This window comes from Asticcacaulis sp. AC402, assembly GCF_000495835.1.
GTDB lineage: Bacteria > Pseudomonadota > Alphaproteobacteria > Caulobacterales > Caulobacteraceae > Asticcacaulis.
The window spans coordinates 70,735-90,687 of sequence record NZ_AWGC01000028.1 but is presented as its reverse complement, the minus strand read 5'-3'; the positions used below and the strand labels follow the sequence as shown (position 1 = coordinate 90,687).

Here is a 19,953-nt window from a genome sequence, read left to right as displayed (position 1 = left end):
CGCTCATGCCTCCGCGGCGGCGAAACGTCGCCGACGCCCAATCGGGCGCTGGTTTTAATGCAGAGTGCCAGCATCAGAAGCCACCTTCAACATACGCGAATCGCGGTTTTTCCCCGTCTTCCGTTACCACGGTTTCGGTAAACATGGCCAAGGGACGCACCCACAGCCGGGCATTGCCGGCCTCCTGCTTCAGCGGCGCGTACAGGACCAGCACCTCGTCGGTTTCCGAATGGGTCACGGTCCCGAACACCTCGTAGAGCTTGTCCTTGTAATGGCGGTAGGTCCCACGCTGAATATCGGATTGGTAAAACGTAGTTGTCAGGGGCATCATCGCCTCTTATCTGGGGGTGTCCCAATCATGGACCTGTTCGCCAAGGATTGAAAGTGCACCGTGTCCTTATCATTGCCGGCTCCGACCCGTCGGGCGGCGCCGGCATCCAGGCCGATATCAAGACGGTGACCTGCCTGGGAGCCTACGCCATGACCGCCATCACCGCCCTGACAATACAGAATACCCAGGGTGTCACCGGCGTCATGGCCGTGCCGCCGGAAACAATCCTGGCCCAGGGCCTGGCCTGTCTCGATGACATCGGCGCCGATACGGTCAAGACCGGCATGCTGGGCGATGTCGCCGTCATGGAAACGGTCGCGCAACTCATGGACGCCACCGAAGCCTTTGCCGTCGTCGACCCCGTCATGGTCGCCAAGGGCGGCCATCCTTTGCTGGCGCAAGAGGCGGTGGCAGCGCTGAAGTCGATCATGGTGCCGCGCGCCGGCCTGCTGACGCCCAATTCCCCCGAAGCCGCCGCCCTGACCGGCTTTGCCGTCGACAACGAAGGCGATGCCCGCCGTGCCGGCGAAGCCCTGCTCAAGGCCGGGGCGCGCAATGTGCTGATCAAGGGCGGCCACTTGCCGGGACCAGAGGTGGTTGACCTGTTGTTTACCCAGGATCAGGTCTTCCGCTTTGCCTCGGAGCGGATCGACACGCCGCATACCCACGGCACCGGCTGTACCCTGGCCAGCGCCTGTGCCGCCCTGTGGCGGCCGGATCGGCCGTTGCAGGATAGGGTTACCCTGGCGAGAGATTATGTCCTGGGCGCCATTCTGATGGCGCCGGGCCTGGGCCACGGCCACGGTCCGCTGCGGCATAACTGGTTGCTGTAATCACAGCGGGCTGAATTGCCGCATTGCTGTGGGCGCTCGCAATGCTAAACTTGCGCCATGACCGAAGGGCAACCGATCCAGCTGGTTTATGACGGTGATTGTCCGTTCTGCACGGCTTCCGCCCATATGGTCCGCATCAAACAGGCCGTTGGATCACTGCAGATCCTCAACGCGCGCGAGATCGGCGACACGCCGCTGATGGTGCAGATCGCTGCCCATGGTTTCGACCTGAACCAGGGCATCGTCGTCAAGTTCGAAAATCGCCTCTATCACGGCAAGGACGCCCTGCACCTGCTGGCCATGATCGGTTCGGACCGGGGCTGGCTGAACCGGCTGAACGTCGCCCTGTTTCGCAACCGGACAACCGTTGCCATCGCCTATCCCGCCATGAAGGCCATCCGGCGGCTGATGCTGGTTCTCAACGGGAAACAGCCGATATGAAGCCGATCTTTGCCGCCGCCTTTGGTGATCAATGGGAGGCCCTGCCGCTGGCCTTGCAGGCGCACTATGCCAATCGGCCTTTCACCCGTGACGTCGTTACCCACCAGGGCACACTGGACATCACCCTGTCCCCGGCCATGCGGCGCTTCGCCTGGCTGCTGAAACTGGGCGGATTGCTGGTGCCGTTCGAGGGCAAGGCTGTTCCCGTCACGGTCTATACCCGCAGCGATCCGAAGTCGGACAGCTACATCTTCGAACGGCATTTCTTTCCGCCCGGCCGTCCAGTTCATACCTTCCGCTCGGAACTGGTGGTCACCGGTCCGCACGAGGTCATCGAAATTTTCCGTTTCGGCGGCGGCTGGAAGGCCTCGTACAGCTTCGAAGAGGGCAAGGTCATCATCCGCCATCGCGGCTTTACCTGGCGCCTGTTCGGCCGCCACATCCCCCTGCCCGGCGCGTTGAAATACCTGTTCGGCACCGGTGCCGCGTGGGAAACCGCGGTCGACGACGACAGCTTTTCGATGCAGACCGCCCTCACCCACGTCCTGCATGCGGGGCCGCTGATCGGCTATGCCGGGACCTTTCGCATTACCGAGGTGAAGCTTGACGGGTGACGTTCTGGTCCTGGGCGGCTATGGCAATTTTGGCAAACGCATCTGCGCCGGTCTGGCGCGGCATGGCGTTGCGGTCATCGTTGCCGGGCGGGATGCCGCAAAGGCGCGCTCCCTGGCAGCCTCGCTGCCTGGTGCACGCGGCCTCAGCCTCGACATCCACCGTGATCTGCCGCCTGTCCTGGCGCGCGAAAAGCCCGCTGTCGTCGTCCATACCTGCGGACCCTTCCAGGGCTCCGACTACAGCGTGGCGCGGGCCTGTATTGCCGCCGGCATTGCCTATATCGACCTGGCCGACGGCCGCGACTTCGTTCGCGGATTCGCTACCCTCGACGCTGAGGCCAGGGACGCCGGCGTCGCCCTGATCACCGGCGCCTCGACCGTGCCGGGCCTGTCCTCGGCCGTGATCGAACATTATCGGCACCAGTTCGCGCGCCTGGACGGCGTCGATGTCGGCATCTCGCCCGGCCAGAAAACCGAACGCGGCCTGGCCACGATCCGCGCCATACTGAGCTATGTCGGCAAGCCGTTGCGCCCGTTTGCAGGCCATCCCAGGGCCTATGGCTGGCAGGATATCCGATCATGGACATTTCCAGTTTTTGGCAAACGCTGGCTGGCCAATTGCGACATTCCCGATCTTGATCTGCTTCCGAAGGCTTACGGAATAAGGGATATCCGTTTTGGCGCCGGGGTCGAACTGGCCTTTATGCAGTGGTTTCTGTGGCTGGCGTCGTGGCCGATACGCTGGGGCTGGCCGCTGGACCTGACGCGCTTTGCCGGCGTCCTCCTGACCGTCAGCCGATGGTTCGACATCTTCGGAAGCGATACCGGTGGCATGTACATGACCTTGCGCGGCGAAGGCCATGACGGCCAGCCGATGCGGAAAACCTGGACCATTGTCGCAGAAGCCGGCGACGGTCCCAACATCCCGTGCATCCCGGCTATCGTCCTGGCGCGAAAACTATGCGAAAAAGGCCCCGGCCTTCCAGCCGGAGCCTATCCTTGTGTTGGACGGGTCAGTCTCGACGACTACGTCAAAGAGCTTGAACCCTTCGAAATCAAGACCTGCATCTCTTGAAGCGCTTCGGCCCAAGAGTGGGGTTTTTGATTCCATCAAAACCCCACTCTTTGATTCTCTTTCATCGCGGAGTTATTCCGAAAAGTACCGCGCACTTTATCGGATTGCGCTTTAGCCCCCCAGGAAGTCGGGCTTACCAATCGGTACACCCGAATGGCGCAGGATGGCGTAGGCCGTGGTAACATGGAAGAAGAAGTTGGGAATGGCGAAGCCGGTCAGATAGGCTAGGCCGGTGAATTCCATTGTCAGGTTGGGGAATTTCAGCACCAGTTCGCGGGTTTCGGAACCTTCGAAACCGGCCGCCGGCACGGACTTGATGAAATCGATCGTCTTCTGCAGACGCTCGTGCAGTTCGGCAAAGGTCTTTTCGTCGTCGGCAAAGGACGGATTGTCGACGCCGCCCAAGCGCGCGGCCACACCCTTGGCATTGTCGCTGGCGATCTGGATCTGCTTGACCAAGGGCAGCATATCGAGCGCCAGGCGCGCGTTGAGGACTGTATCTTCCTTGACGTTCTTGTCGGCAGCCCAGGCTTCGGCCTTGGCCAGTATGGCCTTGAGGTTGGCCAGGGAACGCAGCATGATCGGCACGGAGGCCTGGTACATGTCGATCTTGGAGACGGTAATGGCAGTGTCTGGCATGGGAATCCCTCCTTGGTTGCGTATCCGTTGTCGGATGGCTGCCATATGGGGAGCCCCAATGCCGTTGTAAATCCGCCGGACACCAAATTAGCGATTGCCCGCGCGTCGAAGGACTGCGATCATAAATTCGTCGTGCGTCCGGGGGCCGGCCTTGAAATGCTAAACAGTAATTACTATTGTTACATATGGTTCAAACACTGCCACAAAGGAACTACCCTGTGAAACGTCTGACCTCCCTGTTTGCCGCCTCGATTTTCGCCCTGGGCCTGGCCACCGCGCCGGCCTTTGCCGCTGAAACCTACAAGCTGGATGCCGGCCACACCGAAGTGGTGTTTGGCTGGACCCATTTGGGTTTTTCCAAGCCCACGGGCAAGTTTGCCAATGCCGTCGGCTCGATAACGCTTGACCAGGCAGATCCGTCCAAGTCGTCCGTATCGGTCAGCTTTGATATCAGCGGCCTCAACACCGGCGTTGCGGCGCTGGACACGCACTTAAAAGGCGCGGACTTTTTCGACGCCGCCAAGTTCCCGACCGCGACGTTCAAAAGCACCGCAGTTCAGGTGACGTCTGCCAAGACCGCCAAGGTCACCGGCGACCTGACCATCCACGGCGTCACCAAGAGCGTGACCCTGGACGTTGCGCTGAACGGGATGGGTGAACATCCCATGAAGAAGAAAAAGGCGGCGGGCTTCCAGGCCACCGGCACGATCAAGCGCAGTGACTTCGGCGTCGGCGCCTATGTGCCCGCGGTCTCGGACGAGATCAAACTGGAAATCACCGCAGAAGCGATTGCGGAATAGATCCGTGACCGGACGACTCGCCATCGTCTTGTTCGGTCTGGCGGCGGCAACATCCCCGGTTGCCGCCGCCGATACCTTCAGTATCGAGGGCAAGCACAGCTCTGCCCAGTTCACCTACGAACACTTCGGTTTGTCCCATCCCACCGGCAAGGTGATGGGCGCAGCGGGTACGATCGTGCTCGACAGCGACGATCCCGCCAGGAGTTCGGTCACGGCCAGCCTCGACATGGCCACCCTGACCACGGCGCTGCCCGAATTCGACGATCTCCTGAAGGGCGAAAAATATTTCGATGTCGCCCGGTTTCCACAGGCGACCTTCGTCAGCACCCAGGTCGAACCGACCGGCGACAGGACGGCGAAGGTGACCGGCGACCTGACCGTCCACGGCATCACCCAAAGCGTGGTGCTGGACGTGACCTTCAATCGTAAGGCCTTCAATCCGGCGCTGTTCAAGACGGGCGTTGGCTTTACCGCCACGGCGCAGTTGAGCCGCAAGGCCTTCGGTCTTGGCAATCTGGAACCGATCATAGGTGACGAAATCGGCCTCGTAATAGAAGTAGAAGCCTACTGATGACGACCACCCCGACCGTGTACATCCCCCATGGCGGCGGACCGTGCTTTTTCATGGACTGGAACCCGGCCGACATGTGGGACGAAATGGGTGCCTACCTGAAGCGCCTGCCGCAGGATGTCGGCGGCAAGCCCAAGGCCATTCTGGTTGTTTCCGCCCACTGGGAAGAGGCCGACTTTACGGTCCAGACCAAGCCTGCGCCTGGGTTATTGTTCGACTATTTCGGCTTTCCGCCGCATACCTACGAACTGGCCTGGCCGGCGCCGGGCTCGCAAGCCCTGGCCCAGCGTGTCCAGCACCTGGCCAGAACCGCCGGCATCACGATGGCCACCGACGCAGTCCGCGACTTCGATCACGGCGTGTTCATTCCCCTGCTTCTGGCCTTCCCGGAGGCCGGTATCCCGACGATTCAACTTTCCCTGAAACATGGACTGGACGCGGCCGAGCACCTCGCCCTTGGCCGCGCCCTGGCGCCCCTGCGCGACGAAGGCGTTCTGATCATAGGCTCCGGCATGAGCTATCACAGCATCCCGCGCCTGATGGGCCGCGGCAGCAACAGCGGGCCGGCATCGCATGCCTTCGATGCCTGGCTGGATGCTACTCTGGCCGAAGGCGTTGACGGCCTGACCGGCTGGGAGGGTGCGCCCCACGCAAAGGACTGCCATCCCCGTGAGGAGCACCTGCTGCCGTTGATGGTGGTCGCCGGCGCCGGCCGTGGCGATCCGGCGCGCCGCACCTACCACGAAGACAGCTTAGGTCAGACGGGCATCGCGATCAGTGCTTATCAATTTGGCTGATTTGCCCTGCCGGTTGGCGAAAAGCCATATGGCCATTTCATCAGAGTTGCGCTTAGGTGCAGGCGATTTTTTGAGGGAGATCGCCCATGACCTACGAACTGCATATCGGCAACAAGAACTATTCGTCGTGGTCGCTGCGGCCATGGGTGCTACTGACGGCGCTCGACATCCCCTTCACCGAGCGCCAGCATTTCTTCAAACCCGACAATTCCGGTTTCCGAGATTTTTCGCCGACCGCCCTGGTGCCGGCCCTTGTCGACGGCGACGTGACCGTATGGGACTCGCTGGCCATCGCCGAATATGTCGCTGAAAGCTATCCTCAGGTCTGGCCGTCCCACAAGCCCGCCCGGGCCTGGGCGCGGTCGGCGGCGGCCGAGATGCACTCCGGCTTCAGCGCCTTGCGAACCTACTGCTCGATGACCATCGGCGTGCGGGTCAAGCTGTTCAACACCCCGCCGGCCCTGATCCGTGATCTGGCGCGCCTGGACGCCCTGTGGACTGACGGATTCACGAAGTTCGGCGGTCCGTACCTCGCTGGCGGCGCCTTTACCGCCGTGGATGCCTTCTACGCTCCAGTCGTCTTTCGCATCCAGACCTATGGCGTCGGTTCCGACCTCAGCCAATCGTCACGCACCTATGTCGACCGGATGCTGGCGGAACCGGCCATGCAGGCCTGGTACGCCGGCGGCCTGGCGGAGACGGAACGCGACACCCCGCACGAGGCCGAGATCGCCCTGGCCGGCGAGATCATCGCCGACTATCGGGCGACATAACCAGCAACAATGTGACTTGCGGAATAATGTAATACAAAATAGGAATCCCTCAACGAATAGATCAGGGAGCCTACCATGTCACGCGTCACCGTCAGTCTTCTGGCCCTAACCGCTGCCCTGGCAGCCGGAACGGCGTCCGCCGAAACCGTCAAGGTCACCTCGCCCAATGGCCGCATCGCTATCAGCTTCGATCAGTCGCAGAGCGGATTGAGCTACACGGTCGAACAGGACGGAAAGGCCATCATCGGCCCCTCCCCGCTGGAGTGGAAGCTGGACATCGCCTATATCGGCTCGGGCTCGACCATCACCGGCCATACGGAAACAACCGTCAATTCGACCTGGAAACCCGTGGTCGGCAAGGCGTCTGTCGTGCCCGACCGCTATAACCAGAGCGATATCGCCCTCACCGCCGGTGGAGGTGTTTTCAAGTACAACATCATCATCCGCGCCTACGACAATGGCGTCGCCTTGCGCTACGCCGTTCCGGCCCAGGCCGGTGTCACCGGCTTCAAGGTGATGAGCGAGAACACCCAGTTCTTCTTCCCGGCCGACTATAGCTGCTGGGGCGCCAATATGGGCGCCATGAACACCAGTTTCGAAGGCGAGTACGACCCGATCAAGGCCTCGCTGATCCGCGAGCACAACAATTACATCGCACCTCTGGTATGCAAGACCGGCGAGGGCAACAAGACTTTTGCCATCGCCGAGTCCGACGTGAAAGACTATCCGGGCTTCTATATCTCCGGCCGCGGCGACGGCGGAATCGGTGTCCGCACCAACCTGCCGCCGCGCTTCGACAACGACCGCAACTACCGCTTCCGCAAGAGCGTGGTGGCCGACGTCAAGCTGGATGCCGACGGCTTCCAGACGCCGTGGCGCGTGGTCATGATCGGCGACCAGCCGGGCGACCTGACGGGTTCGGACCTGATCACTACCCTGGCGACGCCGTCGCAAATCGCCGACACCTCATGGATCCGCGGCCGCAAGACCGCGTGGGACTGGTGGAACGACTGGGCGCTGGAAACACCCAATGCCGGTATCAACACTGAGAGCTACAAGCATTTTGTCGACTTCGCTGCCGAGATGAAACTGGACGACATCCTGATCGATGAAGGCTGGTCGATGGGGTCCGATATCGAGCCCAATCCCGACGCCGACATCACCAAGGCCAAGCCGGTGCTCGACATGCCGGAACTGCTGCGCTACGCCAAGTCAAAGAAGATCGGCGTCTGGGTTTGGGTGCAATGGCACCAGCTTGATGCCCAGATGGAAGAGGCCCTGGCGACTTACGAAAAGTGGGGCCTGCAGGGCATCAAGGTCGACTTCATGAACCGCAACGACCAGGAGATGGTCGACTACTACCACCGCCTGATGGCGGTTGCGGCGAAGCATCACCTGCTGGTCGATATGCATGGCGCCTACCCGCCCAATGGTTTGAACCGCACCTGGCCGAACTATATCACTCAGGAAGGCGTTTTGGGCGCGGAGTACAACAAGTGGAGCGCCCGCGTCACGGCCACCCACAATGTCACCTTGCCGTTCACGCGCCAGATCCTCGGACCCCACGACTACACGCCGGGTGGTTTCCGCTCTTTGTCGCCGGCCGACTTTGCCCAGCAGCGTCGTAACCATGCGCCCTTCGTCCAGACAACGCGTGGCCAGGCCGTCGCCATGTATGTTGTCTATGACTCACCGTTCCAGATGGTAGCGGACGCTCCGCCGGCCTACAAAAAGCCGGATGGCTCCTGGGCCGATGGCGCGGAATTTTTGCAAAACGTCCCGACAACCTGGGACGAGACCCGCGTTGTCCAGGGTGATATCGGCCAGTTCATCGTCAGCGCCCGCCGCAAGGGCGACACCTGGTATGTCGGCGCCATGACCAACGAGTCCGGCCGGGATGTGGTTGTGCCCCTGGAGTTCCTGGGCGATGGCAAGTTCACCGCGAAAACCTGGCAGGACGGCGCCGACGTCAACAGCCTGACGGTTGCGTCTTCGACAGCTGACAGGTCAGGGAGCCTGACCCTGAAACTTGCCCCTTCCGGCGGCGCTGTTGCGGTGATTGCGCCAGAAACCGCCAGGAAGGGCAAGAAAAAGAAGAGGTAAGGCTTGCCGACTCGTCCGCCGTGATCTGTGGTCGTGCGCTCCTACTCGTCTCGCCAGTAAAGATCTACGCTGTAGATTTGCGGGATTTCGTAGGCAGTTTTGGTTAGCCTGGCCGATGGCTGCTTCAGGACAGTCTCGGCGGTCGGTTGCGGCGCCAGAACGCCTGCGGCCTGAGTTTCGGTAACGTCGCCGGATTTGCGGCTTTCAACGCGGACATTCTCGTTGTGGAAGGTTTCGTCGCCATTCAGGAGGCGACCCGGCTGCCATTGGCCTTCGACAAATACGCCCTCATAGACGGTCGCAATCCGCGCTGCCTTGCCCTTGATCTTGGATGAGAACGAGACGAACATGTTCTGTCCGGCAATGTAGAGATGGTCCTCCCGGTCGCGGATCAAGATTGCATAATCGCCACCCTCACCATGCTGGTAACGGATCTTGATCGTCATATCATCGAGTTCGACGCTATGGTCGTATTCGTCCTTGCCCTGGCGCAGGATGCCGATCGTTTTCCAGCCCTTGAGGCGCGCCTCCAGAATTAGCGGCGCGATCTGGTCCAGAACCTGATAGCCGGCTTCGAGGGGAGGCAATTTTGCCATGTTGTCGATTCCGAAAGGTGAGTAGCCAAGGGCGTTGTGCTGGCCCAAGGCGTAAAAGGCGCGTCCGACCTCATGCGTCGACTCCGGAATAAACAGAGGATTGTCAGCCCGCGAATAGTCGGCCACAATGCTGCGAAAGTCGGGCAGGTAGATGTCGGGCGCCAACAGATCAAGGCTGGGCGCTCCGGCCTTATAGATGTCCATGACGCGCGAAACCGGCCCGCCCCCGGGATAGTCGCCGGCCCGCTGTGTGTCGTCCTGGACCAGCCAGGCGTTCACGAACGTCGGCAAGGCATGGATTTTTTTGCCCGCGACGGACAAGCTGTTGGAGTAGGTGGCATAGTTCCAGGCAAGGGCAAATTCCCTCGCGGCCGGTGTGTCGCCAAACACCGTCAGCCAGCTGCCGCTTGACGCCCTCCCCGCCCGTGTCCAGGCCTCCAGCAATTCCGGCCTGAGTTTAGCGGCATTGTCATGCATGTAACGCAGCAGGGCTGGCGGTACGGGCTGCCGCAGATACGCGACCGCCGCCTTTGAATGGTCATAGCCCTGGCCAAGAATCCCGACTTCGTTATTGATCTGCATCATAATGACGCGGCCGTCGGCGTCCCTGTTACGAATACGCGTCATCAGGGCACTATAAGCCCTGGTCTCCGCAGCCAGGGTTCGTTCGGCGCCGAAAAGCGACAGAATTTCGCGCTGTCCCCCCTGTTCCGTACGGACACGCGGAAACCGCCTCTGATCCTGAACCACCCAGGTCGGCGGGTAGCTCGAGGCGCCATTCTTCCAACTACCGAACCAGAGAATCACCAGCCGCTTATCATGCACCCTCGCGTTCTCGATCAGGCTGTCGATGACGGTGTAATCGAACTGGCCTTCGACCGGTTCAAACTGCTGCCAGCCGACGTTAACCAGCAGCGTATTGATTGCCGTTGGCCCAAGGTTCTGCCAGACCCGATCCATGTAGGCCACAGATGACGCCGATGAATTGTGCAACTCGCCACCCAGGATGAGGTAGGGCTGATCGTTGACTTTCATGAAAGGCCGCCCCCCCTGCGTCACCAGTTGTGCGGGCGGCTGTGCTGCGAGTGCCGGATGGCTGAAAAGCAGGGTAGCCATGAGCACTAGGCAACGGATAGGGGTTTTGGCAATCTTGCGATTCGACATATCGGGTTTCCCGCTGCGAGGTTCGACCGTGAGAGGCCTGGAAGCCGCAAGCACGACACGGTTTATGAGATGGATGGGGGGCGCGAAGCCGGAACCGGCGAACCGTGGACCGGCTTCGCGCTTATCGATCAATACTTCGCGCGAATCCCGAGACCAAACTTACGTCCGGAGTATCCCAGGTACACAAGGTGGTCGTTGTACGGCCCGTCTCCACGTCCATAGGTGCCTTTCGTCGCAGAGTCCAAAAGGTTACTGCCATAGGCGTTAATCGTGACGTTGGAACTGATGTTCCAATACGCGCTGGCATCGAGCCAGCCAATGTCGCCGCCATAGATCGGGTTGTCACCGGATCTCTGAAGAAATTGCGAGCGCCAGCTATAACCGATGCGTGCGCCGTATTTGGGCTTTTCGTAGAAGGTGCTCAGGTTATATGAGAACCGTGAAAGGCCTTCGATTCCGAGCTTGTTGTTAAACCTGTCAGTAAGTGACGTCTTGCTCTCGGCATAGGTGCCATTGAACTGGATTCCCAAGCCGGACAAAGCATCGTTCCATTCGCCGAAGTCGTGCTGCCATGTCATTTCAGCACCATAGATGCTTGCGCCTTCAGAGTTGAAAGGACCAGACTTGCGGTAGGTTGCCGTCATTGGCGTGCCGTTACTGTAGCCGTTCCAACCATAGGCGCAGTAGTTGGCGGAGAGACAGTTTAACGGCGCCGTGAAGGTTATCGTACTATTCGGAGCGGTAACGGGGATTTCACCGTTTGCGATGAAAGTGTCGATATCTTTATAGAACACGGAGAACAGTGCTGCTCCGGTGCTTGAATAATACCATTCTGCGGTAGCATCGTATTGAAGGGCGCGGAACGGCTTAAGATCCGGGTTCCCTACCTCAACAGTGCCGGCGGAGAAGTTAGGCTGGTTCATCCCAAGGCGTAGTGCGCTGATGGGCGCTCGCGACATAACCTTTGCAACCGATACCCGTGTTAACAGCCTGTCGCTCGGGTAAAAGGTCAGATTCAGGCTGGGAAGGACATCCGAATATTCCTTGGAGAGCGCAACCGGAGTAGGCGTTCCCCATTTCACGCCCTTGATCGCCCACTGGAAAGGGGCGTTGGCGTAGAAAGCAACCGGAGTCGCCTCCGAACCGCTGGCCTCTTGACGCGTATTGACAAGCCGGACGCCAGCATGAGCACGAAACTTCAGGTTTGCGAGGTAGCCGGTACGAACACCTTCGACATAGGCATTGGTGATTGTCTCTTTGACCGCATAGGTTTCCAGCGGTGACAATGTCGGCTTCAGCAAATCAAAGGCAGCTGCCAAAACCGGTGGGCGGTCGCCCCAACGGGGATTTGCCAACGTCCAGTCACTGAGGTCTTTAAGCCAGTCGACATACGCATTCATGTCCGGGCCAGCCCAGTTTTGCGGAAGTCCGGGGCTTTGATTCGTAGGCATGAAGTTTTGCCCACCCGTACTGAAGACGTAGTTGGGGACAACAAAGCCATGGTGCGGCCCGATGTCACCAACCGTGAAATTGAAGGTGCTGTCCCCGTAAGTGCCTGAGTCGTAATAGGTGTTGTGCAGCTGTCCGCCAAAAAACAAGTCCGCGGACGCTGTTCTGACCTGGACATTGCTCTTCGTTTCTTCCGCCTTACCGAGGCCGAAATAAACTGTGTCGAACAGCGCGTCCGGATTCCACTCGCCCTGGAACCGCAGTTCCGTAATTTCGTCGCTGACCGCATTGCCGGCGGTCGTTGCGCTTTTAAACTGGATCGGGAAGTTCGTGCCTGGTTCTTCAGACAGAGTGACGTCGGGCAGATCACCGGAGGTCCAGTCCCAAGTCATGTTCCTGACAGCCTTTTCGGCTTTCAGTTCCCAATTGTCGCCGTCGTTTTCCTGTTCGGCGCGTGAATATGAAGCGTCCACCGACAACTTCAATGACGATGTGGCTTGCCAAGCCAGATTGGCGCCAATGATGCCAGTGCGAGACACGCGCGGGAAGGAGAATGTCGCATATTCCACTTTTGCAAACGGATTTCGTGCCCCTGGCGTAGCGCCAAGCGTCATGCCGAGCACATTGCCGCCGACGATGTTCGCGCTGACGACAGTCGAGGAGCCAAAATAGTCCCTGTTGCCCTGGTCAAACCCGTAACCCAAGGTATCTTGCACGCTCGTATTGGACAGATTTGACAAAAGGCCGTCGATGTTGAGCTCAACGTTTTCAGCCGGCTTCCACTGGACCGCGAAAGAGGCACCGTAGCGCTCGCGTTCCTCTTGTTGATGGGAAAGTGTGAGGTACTTCGGCAGGGTGAAGGCGGTGTTCGGGGGTAGCGTCGCCGAGACCGGATCTGACGGGTGGAACTTAAAGTCGCGATCATATTCCGTCACGGATGCCTGGTCGTAGACAAGGCTGTACTTGTTATAGTTTACGCCTAAAGCTATGCCGAGCGTGCCCCCAGCGAACTGCTTACTCCACAAGCCGGAGACGCGAGGATTATACTTGTCCGCATATTCGTCATAGACCCCGAAAGCCGACACCACCACGGAGTTGTCAGGCAGGTCGAACGGGCGCCAGGTCTGAATGTCGACGACAGCGCCGATCCCACCTTCAGGTAGGCGTGCGAGCGGAGACTTGTTGACGTCGATCCGCGACGCGACGTCGGCGCCCAACATGTCATAATTGAATTCACGATCGTAGAACTCGCTGGCGATCCGGCGCCCGTTCATCGTCGTCACATTGAAACCGCCGCCGAGACCGCGCACGGTGATGGTGCGTCCTTCGCCTTTGTCGCGGCCAACGGCAACGCCAGGAATGCGCGACAGCGCCTCGGCGACATTGGTGTCGGGCAGCTTGCCGATGTCTTCGGCAACAACGGAGTCGACAATATTGGTTGCCGCGCGCTTGATGCGGGCGGATTTATAGATGCTGCCACGAAACCCGGTGATGATGACAATTTCAGGCTCGGCGGCTTCGGAGGCCGACGCAGAAATACTCTCAGTTGCGGATGCGGTAGAGACCCGCAGGGCGATGACGCCGTTGCGTTGCGAGGCAACCTCAAGTCGGGTCCCCGATATAAGCTTGGTCAACCCCGCCATGGTGTCGTAATCGCCAATGACGGCCGGCGTATTGACGCCTTCCAGTTGACTGACCGGGGCGATAATCTGAATCTTGGCCTGATTGGCAAACTCAGGGATGGATGTCTTTGCCGGTTGCGCCGGCACGTTAAAGTCGGCCGCAAGCGCATGGGCGCCGTGCAGCAAGCTGAGCCCCGCGGCAGACGCGAGCAACATAGATTTGGCCGATAGGTGCATGTCCCTGTTCCTTTTACCGCCATTTGTTGAAGTCGCTGCGGTTCAGAGGGGTAGACGCGGCTAAGACTAAATTCCGTGCGGCGTTAAGGAACTTTTTTTGCGGCTCAGTCGAATTCTACTCTGTTCGATATGGACCTGAAGGTCAAAGCTGTCGGCGACCGTGCGCGCGAAGCCCACGGGATCGTTGTTCTGATAGACGCCCGCAATACGTTCCTGTGCAATGCCAGGATCTTCGATAACAAGCCGCACATCGCTGTATCTGTTGAACGCTTCTGCAGCCTGAGCCAAGGTCTCGCCCTTGAATGCGATGCGGCCGGTCTCCCAGGCCAGGTTGTCGCGAACCTCCTCGACCGATACGTTTTCTACCTTGACCGAACGCAGGCCGGGCTTATCTCTCGACGGCAGAGATGCCCGTGTGTTCGCAGCCAGGACGACAGGGCTGATGTTCGCCGCGTCCCCGTCGATCTTGACAGAGCCCTCGCGTACAATGACCATCACCGGCCTGTCCGGCAATGCCCCAACTGTAAAGCTTGTGCCCGTCGCTGTGATGAAGGTTGAGTCGACCGCAACGACGAAGGGGCGATTCGGGTCCCTGGCGACCTCGAACAGGACTTCACCCCTGAGGAGCTCAACGAAACGGCGCCTCGAACCATAGTCAACACGAACCTTCGAGTCGGTGTTCAGATTGATCGTTGAACCGTCGGAAAGGGCTACGACCTTCATCTCACCTTTGCGGGTCTCGTAGGTCCTGGCCGCCGCGACGGTCGCATACCCGCCTACGCCCAGCGCTGAAACGCCCGCTGCGATCGCGCCCCATCTGAACGCATCCCGCCGCGTCATGCGCCCTTTGGGCTTCTGATCTGAGGCGAGGCTAGCAATAACGGCGGGATCAAGCACAGAAACCGCCCTGGACGCCTCCTGGTAGGCTTGCGCACGCGCGAGTGCGCCGACGCAGCGAACGTCCGACGCCAGCCAGGCTTCAAGCACACGCTCGTCCTCGTCTGACAATGCACCATTGTCGAGGCGAGTGGCCCAGGCTACCGCCTGTTCTTCAATTTCATGTGCGGAATGTCTTCTGGTCACTGGTCGATCGAGCTTTCGTCGCACGTTCAGCCTCTCTAGACGCTTCATGTGCGAATTTTCCGTCTTCCGATAGTGCCTTTGTGAGTAACAAATTCGCCCGGCGCATGCGCATCTCTATGGTCGACTCCGGAAGTGAAAGCGCTTTGGCGGCCTCACGCTGTGACAAGCCCTTCAGTCGCCGCGCCAGAAAAACGGCTCGGATCATGTCAGGAAGGGCCACAACCGCGTCCAGCAGCCGGCTTAACTCCTGGCGATGGATGGTCTGGCTTTCCGGGGACATGTCATCGCGGCCGAGATCGACCATCTTGAGTTCATCGAACTCGCGAAAATACACGATGCGGGATTTGCGAACATGGCTCATCATAATCGAGTATGCCGCCTGGAACATGTAGTTCTTGACGTTATGAATGTCATCGACCGACTCAACATTGGCGAGCCGCGCATAGGTTTCCTGAACGATGTCGTCTACATCCAGGCCGACGATGGGGCGCCGGCGAAGCCACGCCCGAAGCGCCGGCTCGTGCTGGATAACATGCCGAGATAACCAAATCTGGCGTTCCCGCGAAGCTCTCATGTGCGTGCAACCCGGAATCGAGGTGACGTCGGCAGGTCCGGCGATTTGGCCACTGTACGCCAGGACTGCCTCAAGTCTGAGACCCGAGCCTCCCTGTTGGTTGTTTGTTCTGGCCGCAACATGTTTATACGCCCGAATCCACCGATGGCAAAACATATTATCATACAATAGAAACGCAGTGTTTCGTTTGCGACAACTTTGTCACGTCGTCTCGGGAACGGTGTGTCGTCGCGCGGCCTCACTCCAACTGCTGATAGGCGCACGAGGTTGAAGGCGGACCGGGACGAAGGTTCCCGCCTGTCTGCGGCAACGGCGTCGCCAGCCGGAGGTGTCCGGTTTTCACTCGCATCTGCGAGATATTCAGCCTATATCCGGCCCATGTCCGAGCTTACCGCCAAGCCTAAGATACCGCATTTTGCCGAGTTCGTCGCCCTGATCGCCATGCTGATGGCCCTGGGCGCACTGGGTATCGATGCCATCCTGCCGGCCCTGCCAACCATCGGCAAGGATCTCAGTGTCGATGTGCCCAACCACCTGCAATGGCTGATCTCGATCTATTTCCTGGGGATGGGCGCCGGTCAGCTGACCTTCGGTATTCTTTCCGACTGGCTGGGCCGCAAGCGTATCCTGATCGGCGGCGTGATGCTCTATGTCGTCTTTGCGACGATCGCTTCCTTCACCCACGATTTCGCTTTGCTGATGGTCATCCGCCTGCTGCAGGGCTTTGCCGTCTCCACCTCCAGCGTTGTAACGCGCTCGATCATTCGCGACCTGTACAGTGGCGCGCAGATGGCGAAGGTGACCTCGATCAGTCTGGTCGTCTTCCTGCTGGTGCCCATCCTGGCGCCCAGTTTCGGCCAACTTGTTCTTCTGGTCGCACCGTGGCAGTTCATCTTCGTCAGCATGGCCGCCTTCGGCGTCATTGCCGGCGTGTGGGCTTGGCTGCGCCTGCCCGAAACCCATCCCCCGGAAAAACGCCGCAGACCGGACCTGGGCCATCTGCGCCGCGTCGCCTTTTTCGTGGCGACCGAACCTGGCTCTCTTTACTACACTCTGGGCGTCACCTTCCTGATCGGCTCCTTGCTGGCCTATGTCTCGCTAATGCCGCAGATTTTCGAAGACGTCTTCCACCGCCCGGAACTGATGGCTGGCATCTTCGCCGCCTGCGCCGCCACCATGGGCGGAGCGTCGATCCTCAATGCCTCTATCGTCGAGCGGCTTGGCACCAAGCGGATCTCGCACGCCGCCCTGATCGGATTTATTGCGGTTGCCCTGATTCACCTCGCCTGGGCGGCGGCCGGCCTGGAAACCATCCTCAGTTTTGTCATTTTGCAATCCCTGACCATGGGGCTGATGTCGCTGACAACATCGAACTTCGGCGCCATCGCCATGGAGAAGGTCGGCCATGTCGCCGGTACGGCCTCGTCGTTGCAAGGCGTGGTGTCGACCATCGGCGCCGGCCTTATCTCGGGTCTGATCGGTCAGGCCTGGACCGGCGGCATCTGGCTTTTGCCGCTGGGTGCCTTCGCCTGCGGCCTTGTTGCACTGGGTCTGGTCGCCATCAGTGAAAAAGGCCGGTTCGCCAGCGCAGCTTCCTAGAGCGAGATGGCTTTAGGTAGAATCACCATCTCGCTCTAAGTTTTTGTTGTGTCGCGCAATTTATCCGAAAAGTGCGTCACACTTTATCGGATTGCGCTTTTGAGCGCGATGGCTTTAGGTAGAATCGCCATCTCGCTCTAAGTTTTTGTTGTGTCGCGCAATTTATCCGAAAAGTGCGTCACACTTTATCGGATTGCGCTCTGGCCGTGAAACCTTACACGTTTTTAATTTGCCAAGCATATTGCTAAACCATATACCTTGTATAACAACGTATATGGTTTTGGAAAGCAACATGCCGCCGCCACCTGACAAATCGCCGGAAAGCCGTCGCACCCAGCTCTATAAAGGTGTGCTGGAACTGGCCCTGCTGAGCCTGCTCGACCGCGGCCCGCAGTATGGGCTGCGCATTCTGGATGAGTTGCGAGACGGGGCCGGCCTCGACCTGGCCGAAGGCACCCTCTATCCGTTGTTGCACCGGTTGGAAAAAGCCGGCTTCATCCAGGCGGAATGGCGCCACGAAGCCAGCGCCTCGCATCCGCGCAAATACTATGGCCTGACCCCCGCGGGGGCCACAGACCTGGCCGATCAGCGCCAGGTGTGGCTTGACCTGACGGGCCGTCTCAACGCTTTTTTACAAAGGACCTGACGTCATGACCGACCGTGACACCATCGAAACCTGGCTGAAGGCGCTGGATGCAGCCCTCATCACCCTACCCGTCTCGCAACGCGCCGACGTCGTCGCCGAGGCACGCGGCCACCTGGAAGAACGTCTGGCCGCTGGACTTTCGGCCGAATCCGCCCTGCACGGCTTCGGAACCGCCAAGACCTACGCGCAGGGATTTGTCGATCAACATGCGCTCGATACGGCGCTCAATTCCAAAAGGATTATTGTCATGGTTACCACGCTGGCCGCCTTCACTTCGCGCAGCATTATCGCCTTCTTCGGCCTTTTGGGGGCTCTTCTCTTCGGCAGCCTCGCTCTGGGTTCCGTCGTCTCTATCGTCCTCAAGATGATCAACCCGGCGGCCGTGGGCCTGTGGATGGAGGGTAAAGACAGCTTTATCCTCGGCACCACGTCCAATCCGTCGGTGGCTACTGAACTGGCCGGCAACTGGGTCTATCTGATCTTCGTCGCCATGATCGTGGTCGGCGGTTTCCTGGCCCGCGGAAGCCTGATCGCGGCCATTCGCAGCATCAGGAACGAGACCATCGTCGGCTGAGTATGTGCCCAGGCCAAGTGATCAGAAAGGCGCCGCTTCGTCGCGACGCCTTTACGACTTGGCGCCCAGATTCAGGAAGCTCTTCGCGGCTTCGGCAGCCTTCTTAACGTCCTGAGCGCGCGACAAGGGCGCAATAAGGATACCCGAAGGTGTCGAAATGACCATGATATCGGCCATGTCAATGATGGCCACGATGGGTCCGCCATCGTTGCGAATCAGACAATTCTCCGCCTCGATCAGAATAGCGTCGCCCTTTACGTGATTGCCGTGATTGTCCTTGTCCGCCAGGCGCCACAGTTCGCGAAAACCCCCAACATCCGCCCAGCCGATATCGCAAGGTACGACCGCCGAGCGTTGGGTATGTTCCATTACCGCGTAGTCGATGGAGATCGACGGGACCTGCCCAAAGATGACATCGTCAAGATGGACCGCCGGTCCTTCACGCCGGGCCGTCTCATAGGCCGTACGGCAGGCCGCCAGGACTTCGGGCGCGTGGAGTTCCAGCTCCTCCAGCATGACCTGGGGTGAGAACAGGAAGATACCGGCGTTCCAGACGTGGCTGCCGCCGGCCACATATTGCGTTGCCGTGGCCAGATCGGGTTTTTCGAGGAAACGCGCAATTTCGTAGTTGCCCGGCGAAAGCTCGGCGCCGCGTTCGATATAGCCGAATCCCGTTTCCGGGTGGCTGGGCTGGATACCGAAGGTCACGATCCGGGTCTTCGCCGTCTCGCCGGCGGCCATGACGGCTTCCAGGAAGGCGGAGGGCTGGGCGATGACGTGGTCGGCGGGCACCATCAGGATCAGCGCCTCTGGCGCCAGAGCCAGGCCGCTTAGCGCCGCCATGGCCGCAACCGCCGCTGTATTGCGGCCGAAGGGTTCGAGAATGACTTCCTGAGGGGGGTGGCCGATCGCCTCCAACTGCGCCGTCACAAGGTCGAGATGGCCGCGGCCGCAGATCGCCACCGGTCGCAGGAAGCTGTCACCGATCAGGCGCAGAACGGTTTCCTGTATCATGGTGTTGTCGGTGGCCAGGGCGTGGAACTGTTTCGGCGCGGCGGGGGTGGACAGGGGCCACAACCGCGTACCGGAGCCGCCGGACATGATGACGGGTAAGATCTGGAGTGTCATTTTCGTTAAGTCCTGTCTGGGCGCAAGGCGGGAAATGTCAAAAAAGCCCACTATCTGTCAATATGCGCGACCTTGAGCTTTGGCATAGCTTGAGGGTGTAACCGAAGTGAAACCAATAGCCAAGTTTACACCGCATTGCGCAACTTTTTTTTGCACTCGCTAACGAGGCGAAATGCACAACCGGGAGGATATTTTTTGAGCGCATCGTCCCCTGGCGCATCGTTTTGATAAATTTGAGAAAATAAATTCCAGAAACAGAGGCAAATTCGAGGTGTAACGCATTGTTTCAAAATATGTCGTGATT

At 59.7% G+C, this 19,953-nt stretch carries 19 protein-coding genes; 12 read left to right on the top strand and 7 right to left on the bottom strand.

Annotated features, from left to right (window positions below; genetic code table 11):
- Positions 1–73: 73 nt before the first annotated feature.
- Positions 74–328, bottom strand: coding sequence for a DUF1653 domain-containing protein (locus ABAC402_RS35560; protein WP_031235890.1), 255 nt, complete (start codon positions 326–328; stop codon positions 74–76).
- A 56-nt stretch (positions 329–384) separates the two neighbouring features.
- Between ABAC402_RS35560 and thiD the strand changes: the two genes are divergently transcribed.
- Genes thiD through ABAC402_RS35540 form a run of 4 tightly spaced genes read left to right on the top strand, consistent with a single transcriptional unit; the run spans position 385 to position 3,294 of the window.
- The gene (gene thiD / locus ABAC402_RS35555) at positions 385–1,164 is read left to right on the top strand and encodes a bifunctional hydroxymethylpyrimidine kinase/phosphomethylpyrimidine kinase (protein WP_023450651.1); all 780 of its coding nucleotides are present in this window, start codon (positions 385–387) and stop codon (positions 1,162–1,164) included.
- Between the two features lie 57 nt (positions 1,165–1,221).
- A complete protein-coding gene (locus tag ABAC402_RS35550) occupies positions 1,222–1,605 on the top strand; it encodes a DCC1-like thiol-disulfide oxidoreductase family protein (RefSeq protein ID WP_023450650.1) in 384 nt (127 codons plus the stop codon).
- Entirely contained in the window at positions 1,602–2,219 is a 618-nt protein-coding gene (locus ABAC402_RS35545) for a DUF4166 domain-containing protein (protein WP_023450649.1), read from the top strand. Before ABAC402_RS35550 ends, ABAC402_RS35545 begins: the two co-directional genes overlap by 4 nt.
- On the top strand, positions 2,209–3,294 hold the full coding sequence (locus ABAC402_RS35540; protein ID WP_023450648.1) for a saccharopine dehydrogenase family protein: 1,086 nt from the start codon (positions 2,209–2,211) through the stop codon (positions 3,292–3,294). Before ABAC402_RS35545 ends, ABAC402_RS35540 begins: the two co-directional genes overlap by 11 nt.
- 111 nt (positions 3,295–3,405) lie before the next feature.
- On the opposite strand, the gene ABAC402_RS35535 is transcribed toward ABAC402_RS35540, so the two are convergent.
- Positions 3,406–3,933 (bottom strand): DUF1993 family protein, encoded by a 528-nt coding sequence (locus ABAC402_RS35535; RefSeq protein ID WP_023450647.1) that lies wholly within the window; start codon positions 3,931–3,933, stop codon positions 3,406–3,408.
- Between the two features lie 218 nt (positions 3,934–4,151).
- On the opposite strand from ABAC402_RS35535, the gene ABAC402_RS35530 reads away from it, so the two are divergent.
- From ABAC402_RS35530 to ABAC402_RS35510, 5 genes are all read left to right on the top strand, one after another.
- Positions 4,152–4,733 (top strand): YceI family protein, encoded by a 582-nt coding sequence (locus ABAC402_RS35530; protein ID WP_023450646.1) that lies wholly within the window; start codon positions 4,152–4,154, stop codon positions 4,731–4,733.
- A gap of 4 nt (positions 4,734–4,737) precedes the next feature.
- Entirely contained in the window at positions 4,738–5,304 is a 567-nt protein-coding gene (locus ABAC402_RS35525; protein WP_023450645.1) for a YceI family protein, read from the top strand.
- The gene (locus tag ABAC402_RS35520; protein ID WP_023450644.1) at positions 5,304–6,101 is read left to right on the top strand and encodes a class III extradiol ring-cleavage dioxygenase; all 798 of its coding nucleotides are present in this window, start codon (positions 5,304–5,306) and stop codon (positions 6,099–6,101) included. The genes ABAC402_RS35525 and ABAC402_RS35520 overlap by 1 nt, the downstream gene beginning before the upstream one ends.
- 86 nt (positions 6,102–6,187) lie before the next feature.
- The gene (locus ABAC402_RS35515) at positions 6,188–6,874 is read left to right on the top strand and encodes a glutathione S-transferase family protein (protein ID WP_023450643.1); all 687 of its coding nucleotides are present in this window, start codon (positions 6,188–6,190) and stop codon (positions 6,872–6,874) included.
- 75 nt (positions 6,875–6,949) lie between these two features.
- Positions 6,950–8,977: a glycoside hydrolase family 97 protein gene (locus ABAC402_RS35510; protein ID WP_023450642.1), complete on the top strand. Its 2,028-nt coding sequence runs from the start codon at positions 6,950–6,952 to the stop codon at positions 8,975–8,977.
- A gap of 41 nt (positions 8,978–9,018) precedes the next feature.
- Here the strand turns inward: ABAC402_RS35510 and ABAC402_RS35505 are convergent, their stop codons facing one another.
- The 4 genes from ABAC402_RS35505 to ABAC402_RS0120620 form a co-directional block, all read right to left on the bottom strand.
- Entirely contained in the window at positions 9,019–10,608 is a 1,590-nt protein-coding gene (locus ABAC402_RS35505; RefSeq protein ID WP_162148534.1) for a DUF5597 domain-containing protein, read from the bottom strand.
- A 257-nt stretch (positions 10,609–10,865) separates the two neighbouring features.
- Positions 10,866–14,045, bottom strand: a complete 3,180-nt coding sequence (locus ABAC402_RS35500) for a TonB-dependent receptor (protein WP_082180023.1) — start codon at positions 14,043–14,045, stop codon at positions 10,866–10,868.
- Between the two features lie 66 nt (positions 14,046–14,111).
- Positions 14,112–15,176: a FecR domain-containing protein gene (locus tag ABAC402_RS35495; RefSeq protein WP_082180022.1), complete on the bottom strand. Its 1,065-nt coding sequence runs from the start codon at positions 15,174–15,176 to the stop codon at positions 14,112–14,114.
- Positions 15,103–15,702 carry an RNA polymerase sigma factor gene (locus ABAC402_RS0120620; RefSeq protein WP_040410046.1) on the bottom strand — a complete coding sequence of 200 codons (600 nt, stop codon included), beginning with the start codon at positions 15,700–15,702 and terminating at the stop codon, positions 15,103–15,105. The genes ABAC402_RS35495 and ABAC402_RS0120620 overlap by 74 nt, the downstream gene beginning before the upstream one ends.
- 378 nt (positions 15,703–16,080) lie before the next feature.
- On the opposite strand from ABAC402_RS0120620, the gene ABAC402_RS35490 reads away from it, so the two are divergent.
- The 3 genes from ABAC402_RS35490 (at position 16,081) to ABAC402_RS35480 (ending at position 18,521) form a co-directional block, all read left to right on the top strand.
- Positions 16,081–17,301, top strand: a complete 1,221-nt coding sequence (locus ABAC402_RS35490; RefSeq protein WP_023450637.1) for a multidrug effflux MFS transporter — start codon at positions 16,081–16,083, stop codon at positions 17,299–17,301.
- 292 nt (positions 17,302–17,593) lie between these two features.
- Positions 17,594–17,947: a PadR family transcriptional regulator gene (locus ABAC402_RS35485; RefSeq protein ID WP_023450636.1), complete on the top strand. Its 354-nt coding sequence runs from the start codon at positions 17,594–17,596 to the stop codon at positions 17,945–17,947.
- A 4-nt stretch (positions 17,948–17,951) separates the two neighbouring features.
- On the top strand, positions 17,952–18,521 hold the full coding sequence (locus tag ABAC402_RS35480) for a hypothetical protein (RefSeq protein WP_023450635.1): 570 nt from the start codon (positions 17,952–17,954) through the stop codon (positions 18,519–18,521).
- 51 nt (positions 18,522–18,572) lie between these two features.
- On the opposite strand, the gene ABAC402_RS35475 is transcribed toward ABAC402_RS35480, so the two are convergent.
- Positions 18,573–19,649, bottom strand: a complete 1,077-nt coding sequence (locus ABAC402_RS35475) for a mannose-1-phosphate guanylyltransferase (RefSeq protein ID WP_023450634.1) — start codon at positions 19,647–19,649, stop codon at positions 18,573–18,575.
- Positions 19,650–19,953: the final 304 nt, after the last annotated feature.

Excerpts from the sequence above, each read along its gene's own strand:
- ABAC402_RS35495 (WP_082180022.1), bottom strand. The coding sequence starts at position 15,176 with ATGAAGCGTCTAGAGAGGCTGAACGTGCGACGAAAGCTCGATCGACCA.
- ABAC402_RS35520 (WP_023450644.1), top strand. The coding sequence starts at position 5,304 with ATGACGACCACCCCGACCGTGTACATCCCCCATGGCGGCGGACCGTGC.
- ABAC402_RS35535 (WP_023450647.1), bottom strand. The coding sequence starts at position 3,933 with ATGCCAGACACTGCCATTACCGTCTCCAAGATCGACATGTACCAGGCC.
- ABAC402_RS35510 (WP_023450642.1), top strand. The coding sequence starts at position 6,950 with ATGTCACGCGTCACCGTCAGTCTTCTGGCCCTAACCGCTGCCCTGGCA.
- ABAC402_RS35485 (WP_023450636.1), top strand. The coding sequence starts at position 17,594 with ATGCCGCCGCCACCTGACAAATCGCCGGAAAGCCGTCGCACCCAGCTC.
- ABAC402_RS35550 (WP_023450650.1), top strand. The coding sequence starts at position 1,222 with ATGACCGAAGGGCAACCGATCCAGCTGGTTTATGACGGTGATTGTCCG.
- ABAC402_RS35515 (WP_023450643.1), top strand. The coding sequence starts at position 6,188 with ATGACCTACGAACTGCATATCGGCAACAAGAACTATTCGTCGTGGTCG.
- ABAC402_RS35475 (WP_023450634.1), bottom strand. The coding sequence starts at position 19,649 with ATGACACTCCAGATCTTACCCGTCATCATGTCCGGCGGCTCCGGTACG.
- ABAC402_RS35490 (WP_023450637.1), top strand. The coding sequence starts at position 16,081 with ATGTCCGAGCTTACCGCCAAGCCTAAGATACCGCATTTTGCCGAGTTC.
- ABAC402_RS35505 (WP_162148534.1), bottom strand. The coding sequence starts at position 10,608 with ATGAAAGTCAACGATCAGCCCTACCTCATCCTGGGTGGCGAGTTGCAC.
- ABAC402_RS35560 (WP_031235890.1), bottom strand. The coding sequence starts at position 328 with ATGCCCCTGACAACTACGTTTTACCAATCCGATATTCAGCGTGGGACC.
- ABAC402_RS35545 (WP_023450649.1), top strand. The coding sequence starts at position 1,602 with ATGAAGCCGATCTTTGCCGCCGCCTTTGGTGATCAATGGGAGGCCCTG.
- ABAC402_RS35480 (WP_023450635.1), top strand. The coding sequence starts at position 17,952 with ATGACCGACCGTGACACCATCGAAACCTGGCTGAAGGCGCTGGATGCA.
- ABAC402_RS35500 (WP_082180023.1), bottom strand. The coding sequence starts at position 14,045 with ATGCACCTATCGGCCAAATCTATGTTGCTCGCGTCTGCCGCGGGGCTC.
- ABAC402_RS0120620 (WP_040410046.1), bottom strand. The coding sequence starts at position 15,702 with ATGAGAGCTTCGCGGGAACGCCAGATTTGGTTATCTCGGCATGTTATC.